This is a genomic window from Bradyrhizobium sp. AUGA SZCCT0176 (assembly GCF_018130145.1).
GTDB lineage: Bacteria > Pseudomonadota > Alphaproteobacteria > Rhizobiales > Xanthobacteraceae > Bradyrhizobium.
Window position 1 is genome coordinate 554,476 of the sequence record NZ_JAFCMB010000001.1, and the last position, 13,567, is coordinate 568,042.

At 62.1% G+C, this 13,567-nt stretch carries 11 protein-coding genes; 7 read left to right on the top strand and 4 right to left on the bottom strand.

The window, feature by feature from the left end; translation table 11 throughout:
• The first annotated feature begins 14 nt into the window (after positions 1–14).
• Both JQ600_RS02610 and JQ600_RS02615 read left to right on the top strand, forming a co-directional pair.
• Positions 15–851, top strand: coding sequence for an SDR family NAD(P)-dependent oxidoreductase (locus JQ600_RS02610; protein WP_212391476.1), 837 nt, complete (start codon positions 15–17; stop codon positions 849–851).
• Positions 852–999: 148 nt separating this feature from the next.
• Complete coding sequence (locus tag JQ600_RS02615) at positions 1,000–1,503, top strand: cupin domain-containing protein (RefSeq protein ID WP_212391478.1); 504 nt, start codon at positions 1,000–1,002, stop codon at positions 1,501–1,503.
• 120 nt (positions 1,504–1,623) lie between these two features.
• Here the strand turns inward: JQ600_RS02615 and JQ600_RS02620 are convergent, their stop codons facing one another.
• Positions 1,624–3,000, bottom strand: a complete 1,377-nt coding sequence (locus JQ600_RS02620; protein WP_212391480.1) for a cytochrome P450 — start codon at positions 2,998–3,000, stop codon at positions 1,624–1,626.
• Positions 3,001–3,191: 191 nt separating this feature from the next.
• Here JQ600_RS02620 and JQ600_RS02625 point away from each other — a divergent pair, with 191 nt between their 5' ends.
• Positions 3,192–4,007, top strand: coding sequence for a hypothetical protein (locus tag JQ600_RS02625; protein ID WP_212391482.1), 816 nt, complete (start codon positions 3,192–3,194; stop codon positions 4,005–4,007).
• Positions 4,008–4,055: 48 nt separating this feature from the next.
• Here JQ600_RS02625 and JQ600_RS02630 read toward each other — a convergent pair whose 3' ends face one another.
• A complete protein-coding gene (locus JQ600_RS02630; RefSeq protein WP_212391484.1) occupies positions 4,056–5,297 on the bottom strand; it encodes an LLM class flavin-dependent oxidoreductase in 1,242 nt (413 codons plus the stop codon).
• Between the two features lie 187 nt (positions 5,298–5,484).
• Between JQ600_RS02630 and JQ600_RS02635 the strand changes: the two genes are divergently transcribed.
• Together JQ600_RS02635 and trpS are read left to right on the top strand one after the other, a co-directional pair.
• Complete coding sequence (locus JQ600_RS02635; protein ID WP_212268720.1) at positions 5,485–6,189, top strand: VOC family protein; 705 nt, start codon at positions 5,485–5,487, stop codon at positions 6,187–6,189.
• A 263-nt stretch (positions 6,190–6,452) separates the two neighbouring features.
• Positions 6,453–7,478, top strand: coding sequence for a tryptophan--tRNA ligase (gene trpS / locus JQ600_RS02640; protein WP_212391486.1), 1,026 nt, complete (start codon positions 6,453–6,455; stop codon positions 7,476–7,478).
• Positions 7,479–7,725: 247 nt separating this feature from the next.
• On the opposite strand, the gene JQ600_RS02645 is transcribed toward trpS, so the two are convergent.
• Positions 7,726–8,709, bottom strand: a complete 984-nt coding sequence (locus JQ600_RS02645; protein WP_212489666.1) for a formylglycine-generating enzyme family protein — start codon at positions 8,707–8,709, stop codon at positions 7,726–7,728.
• Positions 8,710–8,812: 103 nt separating this feature from the next.
• Here JQ600_RS02645 and JQ600_RS02650 point away from each other — a divergent pair, with 103 nt between their 5' ends.
• The gene (locus tag JQ600_RS02650) at positions 8,813–10,429 is read left to right on the top strand and encodes a hypothetical protein (protein WP_212391490.1); all 1,617 of its coding nucleotides are present in this window, start codon (positions 8,813–8,815) and stop codon (positions 10,427–10,429) included.
• A 39-nt stretch (positions 10,430–10,468) separates the two neighbouring features.
• Here JQ600_RS02650 and sthA read toward each other — a convergent pair whose 3' ends face one another.
• Positions 10,469–11,860, bottom strand: a complete 1,392-nt coding sequence (gene sthA / locus JQ600_RS02655; RefSeq protein ID WP_212391492.1) for a Si-specific NAD(P)(+) transhydrogenase — start codon at positions 11,858–11,860, stop codon at positions 10,469–10,471.
• 165 nt (positions 11,861–12,025) lie between these two features.
• Here sthA and JQ600_RS02660 point away from each other — a divergent pair, with 165 nt between their 5' ends.
• Positions 12,026–13,447, top strand: coding sequence for an MFS transporter (locus JQ600_RS02660; RefSeq protein WP_212391494.1), 1,422 nt, complete (start codon positions 12,026–12,028; stop codon positions 13,445–13,447).
• The last annotated feature ends 120 nt before the right edge of the window (positions 13,448–13,567 follow it).

Consider the following 13,567-nt stretch of genomic DNA (forward strand, 5'->3'; position numbering starts at 1 on the left):
AAGGGGATGGTGAAATGGGACGGCTGGACGGCAAGGTCGCGGTGATCACGGGCGCGACCAGCGGCATCGGACTGCATACGGCGGAAATTTTCGTCGCCGAAGGCGCGAAGATCGTCATCGCCGGACGCCGCGCGCCGGAGGGCGAGGCGCTGGCCAAAAAACTCGGCGCTACTTGCATCTTTCGTCAGACCGATGTCACGGTCGAGGAGCAGATGAAGGCGCTGATCGGGCTTTGCGTGGAAAAGTTCGGCAGGATCGACTGTCTGTTCAACAACGCCGGCGGTCCGGCCCAGACCGGCGGCATCGAAGGCCTTGAGGTCGATCGCTTCGATGCGGCGATGGCGACGCTGGTGCGCAGCGTGATGCTCGGCATGAAGCACGCAGCACCCCAGATGCGCAAGCAAGGCTCCGGCAGCATCATCAACAATGGCAGTATCGCAGGGCGGCTTGCCGGCTTCTCGTCATCGATGGTCTACGGCGCGGCCAAGGCCGCCGTCATCCACCTCACCAAATGCACGGCGATGGAGCTCGGCGAATCCAACATCCGCGTCAATTCGATCTCGCCGGGTGCAATCGCGACCGGCATCTTCGGCAAGGCGCTGGGCCTTTCGGTGGAAGCCGCCGAAAAGACCCCGAGCGTGATGCGTGAGGTCTACAAGACCGCGCAGCCGATCCCGCGCGCCGGATTGCCTGAGGATATCGCGCATGCCGCGGTGTTCCTCGCCAGCGACGAATCCTCTTTCATCAACGGCCACGATCTCGTTGTCGACGGCGCCATCACCGGCGGCCGCAACTGGACCCAGCAGCAGCAGGGCTATGTCGCGCTGCGCAAGGCATTCGATCAGGGATAGGTATGGGGAGTTAACCGTCATTGCGAGCGCAGCGAAGCAATCCATTCTTCCTTCGTTGCGCCATGGATTGCTTCGCTGCGCTCGCTTGCACAAACGCTTTGCGTTTGTTGCAGGCAATGACGACGAGATAGTGGAAGGAGAAGAAGAAATGTCTGCAACACTTGGTTTGTCACCCGCCAGTCCCCAAGGGCGGCCGTATTATCTCGCCGTGATCGCCGGCCTCGCCTGCGCCTTCGTGATCGGAAAGACGCTGCCATCCACGATGGATGCGATCTCGGCGATTATCGAGCCGCTTTGTTCGAACGCTGCGGCCGCAGGCTCGCCGCTCGATACCGTCGAGCCGATCGGCTCGTACGCGCTCCCGAACGTGCCGGGCAAGAGGGTGACGATCGTGCGCGTGTTCTACGGGCCCGGCGGGTTCACCCGCGCGCACCGGCATGCCGGCTCCGTCACCGCCTATGTCACCAAGGGCGAAATCCGCTCGCAGCTTGCCGGCGGTGTCGTCGAGACGTTCAAGGTGGGGCAGTCGTTCTTCGAACCGCCCGGTGCCGTGCACCTGGTTTCGGCCAATGCCAGCATGACAGAGCCCGCGGAATTGATCGCGGTATTCGTCGCCGATGAAGGCGCGCAGCTCACGACGTTTGTGGAGTAGCTGGAGATCGTAGATCGTAGGGTAGGCAAAGCGAAGCGTGCCCACCATTCTGCCAACGGCCTCGGATAGATGGTGGGCACGGCGCGAAGTGCGCCTTTGCCCACCCTACGCATTCCTCTGTCACACTGCCTTCAGCACGACCTTCAGTCCGTCCCGCGGTTTTGGGATCGGCCACATCTGCCAGTCCGGCTTGTAGCCGGGCTCCAGCGAGACACTGAGATTCTGCAGGAAATGCCGTGCAAAGCATTTCGCCTGCATATAGGCAAAATGCAGCCCGAGGCACATATGCGCGCCGCCGCCGAACGGCACCCAGGCGAAGCGATGACGGTTGCGCTGCGCCTCGTCGGTGAAACGCATCGGATCGAATTTGTCCGGATCGGGCCAGATCTCGGCCATGTGATGGGTGAACAGCGGATTGACGCCGACCAGGGTGCCGGCCGGGATCGCATAGCCCTTGAAGGTGAAATCGCGGACGGCGCGGCGCGGCATCGAGGGTACCGGCGGCTTCAGCCGCAACGCCTCCTTGAACGCCATCTCGCTCAGCGGCATTTTCTCAAGATTGTCGATGCTGGAGGGGTCGTTGGCCTCGATGCCGAGCCCTTTGACTTCCTCGCGCAGCCGCGCCTGCCATTCTGGATGCGCGGCAAGCTCGCCGACAAAGGAGGTCAACGACGACGTTAGCGTGTCATGCGCCGCCATCATCAGGAAACTCATATGATCGATGACGTCCTGGGTCGACAGCAGCGCGCCGTCCTCATGGGTGGCCTGGCAAAGCTGCGAGAACAAATCGTCGGCGCCGCCGCGCGCGCGGCGGATCGGAATTTGTTCGGAGAAATAGGCGACGATCCGCTTGCGCCCCGCGACGCCGCGGCCCATCTGCGTGAACGGCAGCGGGTATCGGATCGGCGCCACGGCCGCCGCCACCATGTCGACGAAGGCGCGCGTGATCTCGTCCACCTCGGGACCGATCTCGGCGCCGAGAAACGATGTTGCCGCCAGATCGAGCGTGAGCTGCTTCATCGCGGGATAGACCAGCATCTCGCCGGGTTGCGCCTTCCATTGCTTGACGCGCACGGCAATGCCGCGGTCGAGATCAGTGAGGTAGGATTTCATCGGTCCCGACTTGAACGCAACCGACAGCGCACGGCGGTGCAAACGATGTTCCTCGAAGTCCAGCAGCATCAGCCCGCGCGGAAACAGCCGGCCGAGGATCATGCCCCAGCCATGGGTCGAGGAAAATTGCTTGGCCTGGTCGAACAGCAGCAGTTCGTTGGCCTCGGGGCCGAGCAGGTTGATGCTGGTCTCGCCGAACACGTGGCTGCGATAGACCGGGCCAAATTTGGCGTGCATCCGCTCGACCTGCCCTTTGGGATCGGCGAGCACCTCCAGCGTCTTTCCGATCACCGGCCAGCCTTCGTCGCCAGGTATGTGCTTGAGTGAATTACGCTTCGGCGGTGTAAGGGTGATCGCGGGGGAGGCCACATTCTGCATCGACATGGCGATTTGCTCCGGTTCGGCTCTGGCCCATTATGTGGGATCATCGGCATAACCAAGGCTGGAAAATAACGCTTTGTTGCGTCGATGCAAAGCCAATAGCTCCGGTCGCGCGCCGGCTCATCCAAGCCGCGCCACAAGGCCGCGGGCCGTGCTAGGGTGCGGCAAAATAAAGCCGGTCAGGGAGAACTGATATGTCGAGAATATTGGGTGTGATTGCCGTCACGCTGGCGGCGATGGTCGCCGGACCAATCGCCGCACAGGCGCAGACCATGCCCGCCATCACCAGCTTTGGTCCGGATTTCCCCAAAACCGGAATCTTCATCGGCAACAGCTTCTTCTATTACAACAACGGCCTGCCGGGTCATCTGTCGTTGATGGAAAAGGCCGCCGACCCCGAGAACGTGCAGGCCTACCGCAACACCATGGTGACGATCGGCGGTTCCGGCTTCGACTGGCATGATATCGAAAGCTATTTCCGGCCCAATGCGATCGGCAGCTATTCCTTCGACCCGAACAACAATGTCGTCTTCAACAAGCTCGACCGGCTGTTCGACGTCGCCGTCATGATGGATTGCAGCCAGTGCCCGATCCATCCCACGCTCAAAACCGTATTCACCGACTATGCGAAGAAGAACAGCACCATCGTGCGCGCCAGGGGCGCCAAGCCCGCGTTCTTCATGTCCTGGGCCTATGCCGACAAGCCGGAGATGACGGCGCAATTGGCCGAGGCCTACACGATTGCCGGCAACGAGAACAACGCGCTGGTGATTCCCGCAGGCCTTGCCTTCGCACGCGCCATCAGCAAGCAGCCCGAGCTCAACCTCTATGCGCCGGACAAGCGTCATCCGTCGTTGGCCGGCACGTATCTCGCGACTTGCGTGGTGTTTGCGTCGCTGACCGGGCGCTCGCCGGTCGGCAACCCGTATCTCGCCGGCATCGATGCGCCGACCGCGAAATTCCTGCAAACCGTGGCGTGGGAAACCGTGCAGAGCTATTACGCGAAGTAGAAATTCTGGAGTGAGGCGCCGCGGAGAGCATCCGCGGCGCTCGAAACGTCAGGCCTTGCGCTTGGCGGCTTCCTTTTGCAGGTCCGGCGCATTGATGGTGGGGATCGCCACCCGTCCGGGGCCGGTGACCGCGAGGGCCGCGGCGGCCTTGTCGTTTTCCATGATCTTGGCCATCACGGCTTGTCCTGCGCGCTCGAACACCGCGCGGTTTTCGACCAGGAATTTCTGCGACTCGCGCAGTCCCTTCACGTAGCCGTTGATCTCCGGGATCACGTAGCGCGCCACCATGTCCCAGCTGCGTCGGGTGTTTTCCGGATTGGCCCAGTCATGCACGAAGCCGACGATGGTGCCGACGCCGCCGGAAACCGCCATCAGATTCTTGATGGTCTTGATCAGGTCGTCAGGCGTGCCGATGGTGGAAGCGGCGGCTTCGCCGCCCGCGGTTTTCTCAAGCGCGTCCTCGGGTGACTTGAACGGCTCGAGGCCCGGCCGCTGCAGCGTGCCGACATTATATTCATTGTGCCACTTCATCAGGCCCGGGCCGGCCTCGCGATAGGCCTGTTCGCGCGTTTCGGCGATGTGCCAGGAGAGCAGCACGCGCCAGTCGGCGCGGCTCACGGTGGTGCCGGCCTTCTTGGCGGCGTCTTCCGCAAAGCCCCATTGCGTCGGCAGTGCCATCAGGCCCTGCGTCGACATCGAACCCAGCGAGATGATGCCGATGCCGTATTTGCCCGCCAGCGTCATGCCCGAGGGCGAAATCTGCGACGCCACCACGAACGGCATCTCTTCCTGCAGCGGCAGCAATTGCAGCGCGGCGTCGTTCATCTGAAACCAGTCGCTCTTGGCGGTGACGCGCTCGCCCTTGAACAGCCGGCGGATGACCGCGATCGCTTCGTCCTGGCGGTCGCGCTGCGTCATCGGATCGATGCCGAGGGTATGCGCGTCGGAGGCCAGCGCGCCCGGACCGGAGCCGAAGATGGCGCGGCCGCCGGTCATCCAGTCGAGCTGCACCATGCGCTGCGCGACATTGTAGGGATGGTGATACGGCAGCGACACCACGCCGGTGCCGAGCTTGATGCGCTTGGTGCGCTCGCCGGCGGCGGCCAGGAACATTTCCGGCGAGGCGATCATCTCCCAGCCCGAAGAATGGTGCTCGCCGCACCAGAATTCGTCGAAGCCGAGCGCGTCGATCTGCTCGACGAAGTCTAGGTCGCGGCGGAATTGCAGCAGCGGATTCTCGCCGATCGGATGATGCGGGGCGAGAAAGGCTCCGAATTTGAGGCGCGCCATGGGGTTTTCTCTCCGGATTTATTGTTCTTTGGAATTGCTCGGTGCCAAACTACGGGGTGGGGCAGGGCAAGGCAATCCTCCAAGCCCGCCGCTGGCGCATGGTTGTCGCGCAAGTTTGGCTGACATACCGTCGGCCGGAATTACTGCCACTCACCTCAGGGACCACCATGAATCGCATCCTCGCCCGATGAATCTGGCAAAACCCCGCATCGACATCGGCTTTGCCACCAATCACGCTCCGGCAGCGCTTGCGTTCTGGCAGAACGAGATCGGCCTACGGTTCGACCACACCCAACCGATCCGCCGCGGCTACAAGCAGCACCGCCACGATCTCTGCGGCTCGATCCTGAAGATCAATCAGGTCTATGAACCGCTGCCGGACAATCCGCCGTCGGGTTACCTCGAACTGCTGATAGCACGCGATGGCCTGACTGCGCCGCAGCCGATGGCCGATCCCGAGGGCAACCGCGTCTCGCTGGTGCCGAGAGGCATGTACGGCATCGAGCGCATCGGCATTCGCCTTGGCGTTCGCGACGTCGCGGCGCATCGCCGTTTCTACACCGAAGCACTGGGATTGCCGTTAGGTGAAGCCAACGCCAATGGCGCCGAGACGTTCCTCGCCGGCGACACGGTGCTAATCGTCGAGCCCGCGGCCGACGCGCCGCATGATGCTGCTTTTGAAGGCAAGGGTTGGCGCTACATCACGTTCCAGGTCTTCGAAGTCGACCGCGAGCACGCTCACGTGCTGTCCCATGGTGGCCGCGAAGCCCGCGCGCCGGTGACGCTGGGGACCACGGCGCGGATCTCGATGGTGCGCGATCCCGACGGCAACTGGATCGAGCTGTCGCAGCGGGCGTCGCTCACTGGTTCGCTGGAGCCTTCGCATGGATAGGTTTATGTGACGATGATCCGTAGGGCGCATCAGCAGATTTTGGGATACGCGTCGCCAAGTATCGCCTTGCCGGGCGCAGCCATCGATGGCATGCTCGGCAGATGACGCCCAAATGCATTTCGCTCAAGGCACCTTGGTGGCGCTCCTTTTAAGGAGCGGCACGGCGTTACTATTTTCAACGACCTTCGCCGCCGTGATCGGGTGAGCCAAGGTCGTTTTCCGGCAAGTCTCCAATCGCGGCGGCTCCAATCAGGAGAAGCCATATGCTTGTCGAGACTGTGCGACCAATCATTCTCACCGGTGATCGCACCACCGGACCCCTTCACCTTGGCCACTATGCAGGCTCGCTGAGAAATCGGGTTGCGCTTCAGCGCACGCATCGACAGTTTGTTTTGCTGGCCGATGCACAAGCCTTGACGGACAATATCGACGATCCCGAAAAAGTGCGCAGCAATGTGATGGAAGTGGCCCTCGATTACCTGGCCGTCGGCATCGATCCGGGCGAAACGACCATTTGCGTGCAATCTGCATTGCCGGCGCTTGCCGAACTTGCCCAACTGTATCTCAATTTTGTTTCCGTGGCCCGGTTGGAGCGCAATCCGACGATCAAGGATGAAATTCAGATGCGGGGCTTTGAGCGGGACATTCCCGCGGGCTTCCTGTGCTATCCGGTGGCGCAGGCCGCAGATATTACGGCATTCAAGGCGACCGTCGTGCCGGTGGGGTTGGATCAAGCTCCGATGATCGAACAGACGAATGAAATCGTTCGTCGGATCAATCGGCAGGTCGGTCGTGAGCTGTTGGTGGAGGCAAAGGCGCTCATTCCGGCAACGGGACGACTTCCCGGCGCTGATGGAAAGGCGAAAATGAGCAAATCCCAGGGGAATGCGATTTCGCTTTCAGCTTCGCCCAACGAGATCAGGGCTTTTGTAAATCGCATGTACACGGACCCGAATCACTTGCGCGCATCCGATCCCGGGGTCGTTGAAGGCAATGTTGTCTTTGCATACCTTGATGCGTTCGACACCGACCAAGCCGCCGTTGATGAACTGAAAGCGCGCTATCGGCGCGGAGGGCTTGGCGACGTGACGGTCAAGCGTCGCCTTGAAGACGTGTTGCAAGAGCTGTTGAAGCCGATCCGCGAACGTCGCCAGGCTGTGTCCAATGATCTCGGCTACGTGCTTGATGTGCTGCGTTCCGGCACGTCCAGGGCGCGCGCGATCACTCAAGCCACCTTCGATGAATTGCGCGATGGCTTGGGCCTGTTTTCGTTAGCCGGAACAAGATGAGATCGGCTGCCTGCGCCATCGTAGTTCTACGGAGAGCGATGCATAAAGGCTTAAGGAACTTTGACTAGGTCTGTCATCAGCATTCCAGAACAGAACGCGAAGGTCCCGGTCCTTCTGTGGCGGTCGAGCCGGGCTCTTCTCTCTAGCCTCCAATGAATCAGCTACCCGCAGGCGGCGCCGTGCTCAGCGGCGTCGCCTGTTATTTCATGACCGATCCATTTCGATGGCTGGGCTGATCACCCTTGCCTTACTGCACCGGCACGTTCAGCGCGCGCACCACGCGAAAACTGTAGCCGCCGCCGCCGACGATGCCGTTTTCGCGGTAGCCCGCGCGAACCATGTTGGCCATCCAGTCCCAGGTGCCGCCGCGTAGCATGCGCCGCTCGCAATTGCCCTCGAGCCAGGGTGAGCCATCGACCGGCGTATCTTCATTGTAGCGCTTGTTGAAGCAGTCCTCGGTCCACTCGAACACGTTGCCGTGCACCTGATACAGGCCGAACGGGTTGGGCGGATAGGAGTCCACCACCACGGGCCCCTTGCTGTCCGCACCGCGCGGCCCGGCGCCATAGGGGATCGATGCCTTGTAGTTGGCGTCCTGCGCGCTGATGGTGTTGCCGAACCAGAACGTCGTCGAGGTGCCGGCGCGGGTGAAATATTCGCGCTCGGATTCGCTCGGCAGCCGGTAGGTGCGGCCGACCTTCTTCGACAGCCACGCCAGATAGGATTTCGCGGCCACGAAATTGATGCCCTGCGCCGGCATGCGGCCGCGGCCAAAACCCTTGTCGTCGCCCTTGTCGCGGCCGCAGCCGCCGTCGGCGAGACAGGCGTCCCATTCGTCGAACGAAATGGTGAAGCGGCCCACTGCGAACGGCTTTGCAAAACTGACGCGATGAATCGGATCCTCGCCCTTGAAGCGGTCCGGCTCATCCGCGGGCGTCCCCATCATGAACGAGCCCTTCGGCACCACCACCATTTCAGGACAAACATCGCATTCCTTGAAACTGTCCTTTGGAATGAGCGACTGCTCGATCTCGGGCGTCAGCGGCTGGACGCGCTTTTCCGGAAAGAACTGCCGGGGCGCGCGCGGGGGCGGGGTCTGGCCTTCTTCCGCGACCGGTACCGGCGTCTGCATGCCCGGTGGCCACGGTTTTGTTGCCGACGCGCTGCCAGTGAATGAAACGGCGAGCACTGCGGCCATCGGCGCAAGGAGAAGCTTCGACACGAATTCCATAGGTCATCCCTTGCGCGGACCGGTAATGGTGCTTGGTCGCGGGCCAAGGGATTCGCGTTCACGGTAAATTTGAAGTCGTCGGGCGCCTAAGCTAGAGCAAGCCATGAGCTATTTTCCCGACGAATCCACCGGCCGCGCATGGGCACGATACGCAGTATTGGCATTGCCGCTGCTCTACCTGATCGTCGCCCTGACCTATTCGGCATACATGGCGCCGTGGGGGCGTCAGGTCGATCCCGAGTCGGCTTATGCGATGAACGGCCTTGCCTGGGCGGCGGGCTATCCCATGATGAAGAACGATCATCCCGGCACGACGACGATCCTGCTCGGCGGGATCGTCATGAAGCTCTATGCATTCATCAGCGGCCGTTCCGACATCATCGAATTCGGGCTGAAGAACTACGACGCATTCATCTACGCGTCGCGGGCCGTCGAAGCCCTGCTGATGTCGCTCGCCTTGCTGGCCTCCGGCCTCATGGTGCAGCGCGTGACGCGAAGCGCGATTGCCGCTGTTCTGTTACAGGTCGGGCCATTCGTCCATTTCGAGTTGATGCACTTCGAACTGATGCTGACCCCCGAAAGCCTGATGATTTCATGTGTCGTTCTGGGAACCGGGCTGGTGCTCAAGTCGGCGCTCGGCCGGGAGCCGCCGACCGCAGGTCTCGGCGTTGCGCAAGGCCTCGTGTTCGCACTCGGGCTGTCGTCCAAATATTTGTATGCGCCGCTGGCTATTCTTTCCGTGGCGCTGCTGCGAAGCTGGCGGGCGTATGTGCTGGCGACGCTGGTCGGCGCGTTCGGATTTTTTGTCTTCAACAGGATATTGAATCCGTACGTCTTCACGAGCGGATTCCATTGGCTTGTGAGCATCGCAACGCACAAGGGTATCTACGGCGCCGGCGAGCCGGGCTTCATCGACTTCAACCTGTTCTGGTCGAACATGGGCCAGATCATCGCGGCGAGCCTTCTGATCTCAGCGGTGTTCGTCCTTGGCGGGTGCGTTGCGCTGGCGCGAATGCTGACCAGCCGCGATTACCTGAATCCGGTCAGCCTGACGCTGCTGGCGTGTTTCGTCGCCTTTGCGGCGCAGCTGCTCGCGACGTCCAAGCATTTCAACCTGCATTACATGGTTGCGTCATGGACGCTGACCGGCGGCGTTCTCGTGCTGAGCATCATTGAGATGCGAAGACTGTGGCCCGCGCTGTCGCCACGCCTGCTTGCCGGCGCGGCAGGATTGATTTGCATCGCCCTTTTTTCGACGAGCCTGATCAGGCTCAAGGACGAAGCGGTGACATGGAGCGGCCTCAACAGGACCGGCGCCAGGCTGTCGCAAGCCGTTGTCTCCGTCGCGCCGACCTGCGCCAATGTCTCCAGCATGTTCGTGCGCGCGCCTGAGAACGAGTTGAACCACGGCGCGGACATGACACTCGGCACCCCGAAAATGACGGCCGACTTCTCGGAAGCCTATGCGCGGGCTTTCAAGGAGCCGTTGCTGGATCACAACTTCTACCGCAATGTCCTGCTGCGGAATTTCATCGTTCACGGCTACGATCAGCTCGCCCGTGAGTATCCGTGCATCGTCGTGCGGACCTCGCAGGAACTCAACGCCAGTACGTCGAGTGGTCTTCTGGAGTTGCGGCCCGATCATTGTGTCGTCGAGAGCATCCACGTTTACACGGTCGGGATGACGTGCAGGAAAATCCAGGACGCCATGGCGAAGTGAGCGTGTTCTGGGCGCCAGTCGGAGCGCCGCGAAGCAGTCCTACCGCGTCATCCTGTTCCACGCATCGAGCCCGGCGATTTTGTAGGCTTCCGCCAGCGTCGGGTAATTAAAAGTGTTCTGGATGAAATAGTCGATCGTGCCTTTGAGGTTGAGCACGGCCTGGCCGATATGGATCAGCTCGGTGGCGCCTTCGCCGAGGATATGCACGCCGAGCAGGCGGCGGGTCTTGGTCGAGAAGATCATCTTCATCATGCCGCTGTTCAGCCCCATGATGTGACCGCGCGACGTCTCGCGAAACCGCGCGACGCCGACCTCATATGGAATGCCGCGCGTGCGCACCTCTTCTTCGGTCAGCCCGGTGGTCGAAATCTCCGGCACCGAATAGATGCCGTAGGGAAAAAATTCCGGCGGTGCCAGCGGCTCCATGCCGAGCGCATGGCAGGCCGCGACGCGGCCTTGCTCCATCGAGGTCGAGGCCAGGCTCGGAAATCCGATCACGTCGCCGGCAGCGTAGATATGCGGCACGCAGGTTTGCAGTGTCAGTGGATCGACCGTGATGCGGCCGCGATGATCGACCTCGATCCCGGCGGAGCCGAGATTGAGCCGGTCGGTGGCGCCGACGCGCCCGGCTGCGAACAACAGCATCTCCGACGTCACGACGCGGCCGTCGGCAAGCTTGGTCTGGATGCCGCCGCCCGCGCTGTGTTCGATCGAGTTCACCGCGGAGCCGAGGCGCAATGCGACATTGCGGTCGCGCAGCTCGTGCATGAATTCCTCGATCAGTTCCTTGTCGATGAAATCGAGAAACGTCGGGCGCGGTTCGATCAAGGTCACGGCAACGTCGAGCGCGGAGAAGATGGTGGCGTATTCGACCCCGATCACGCCGGCGCCGATCACGGCCAGGCTGCGCGGCAGTTTCGGCAGGTCGATGATCTCGTCCGAGTCGAACACGGTCTTGCCGTCGAACGGTACGTAATCGGGGCGGAACGGCCGCGTGCCGCAGGCGATCAGGATGTGCGCGGCGGACACGGTTCGGGTCTCGCCATTGGCTGCCGTTATCTCGATCTGGTGCGGGCCGACAAAGCGGCCTTCGCCGGCGGCGGTGCGCACCAGATTGCGGCTGAACTGATGTTCGAGCACCTCGACCTCGTGATCGAGCGTCTTCTGCAGCCGCACGATCAGGTCCTGGGCGGCGATGTCCTGTTTCACCCGGTAGGACCGGCCATAGAAGCCGCGCTCGCGCCAGCCGGACAGATTGAGCACGGTCTCGCGCAGGGTTTTGGAGGGGATGGTGCCGGTATGGACGGAAACGCCGCCGACCCGGCGGCCCTTTTCCACCACCAGCACCGATTTGCCGAGCTTGGCGAATTGCACGGCGGCGCGGCGCCCGGAAGGGCCGGACCCGATCACCAGCATGTCATAGTCGTACATCTAGGCCGTCCCGAACTCACAAGCGCCTGAAAAAGCTGCAGGAAGCCTCAATCGCCATGCAGCAATCGGGCCAAATCCCCGGGACCTTTACCTCCCGGGTAATCGCTCGCATGACCGAAAGCTGTAACGGATGCGTGCAACAGATTTCGGACAAGGCCGCTGCCAATGCACCAGATCGTCACAAACCCCGTCGATAACTCAGTCGATTCCTGGCGCCGCTGGTGGGTGCTCGCGATCGTGGTATCCGCGCAATTCATGTTCGGGGTCGACGCCTTCATCGTCAACGTCGCGATCCCGACCATCGCGGCCGAGCTGCAGGCGAGCGCAGCGCAGATCGAGGCCGTGATCGTGGTCTATCTGATCGCCTACGCCACGCTGGTGGTTACCGGCGGCCGGCTTGGCGACATCTACGGCACGCGCAACGTGTTCATGTCGGGTGTGTTCGGCTTCACCGTCACCTCGCTGTGGTGCGGACTGGCGCAGTCCGGCCCCGAACTCATCCTGGCGCGGCTGGCGCAGGGGGCCACCGCGGCGCTGATGGTGCCGCAGGTGCTTGCGACCATTCATCTGCTGTTTGCCGATAGCTCGCGCGACCGCGCCTTTGCCATCTACGGCATCGTGCTGGGGCTGGCCGGTGCGGCGGGCTTTCTGCTCGGCGGCATTCTGGTGACATCAGATCTCGCCGGTCTCGGCTGGCGCGCAGTGTTTTTCGTCAACGTGCCATTTGGCGCGGTCATCATCGCCGCTGCTATGAAGCTGATGCCGGTGGCGCCGCGGCGCGCGGGCACGCGGCTGGATATTCCCGGCGCGATCGTGCTGTTCGTGGGCTTGCTGTGCCTGATCGGCCCGCTGCTGTTCGGCCATGATCTGCACTGGTCGCCTTGGGTCTGGCTGGTGATGGCAGCCGGAGTCGTCATCATCGCCGCGTTCCTGCGGCTCGAACGCTTCGTCGCGCAAAAGGGCGGCATGCCGCTGATCGATCTTTCGCTGCTGTCGGACCCCGCGTTCATGCGCGGGCTAGCAGCGGTGTTCTTTTTCTTCTTCGCCAATCTGTCGTTCTATCTGGTCATGACCATGTTCATGCAGAAGGCGTTGCAGATTCCGCCGCTGCAGGCCGGGCTCGTCTTCATCCCGCTGGCGCTGACCTTTGTGATCGCTTCGCGCCACAGCGGCGTGCGCGCAAGGCATCGCGGCACGCTGGTGCTGATCGAAGGCTGCGCGGTACAGCTCGCAGGTCTTGCCGCGCTGTTAGCTGTGATCGAATGGGGCAGCGCGCCATCAGCCATTGTGCTGGCGTTGGTGCTGACGATCTTCGGCTACGGCCAGGGATTGGTGATGGCGCCGTTGTCGAGCGCGGTGCTATCGACTGTAAAACCTTCGAGTGCGGGCGCGGGCTCTGGCATGTACGGCACCATTGCGCAGATCGCCAACGCTGCCGGTGTTGCCGCGATCGGCGCGGTGTTCTTTGCGATCGAAGCCGCGGGCGCGGCGCGACCGGCGCTTCTTGTCGCGTGCGCACTGTTCGCACTGTCGATCATGGCATGTGCCGCATTCCTGACATGGATGCGGCGCGCGACCTTGGGATGACAAATTAACGTCAATAACGAAAATTCAATTCTGGGGAACGACAGTGCACGGTCTTTTTATTTTGCACTGCAGCAACTATCTGGTTGAGGTGACGTTGTATGGACGATCACCTCCAGGAGC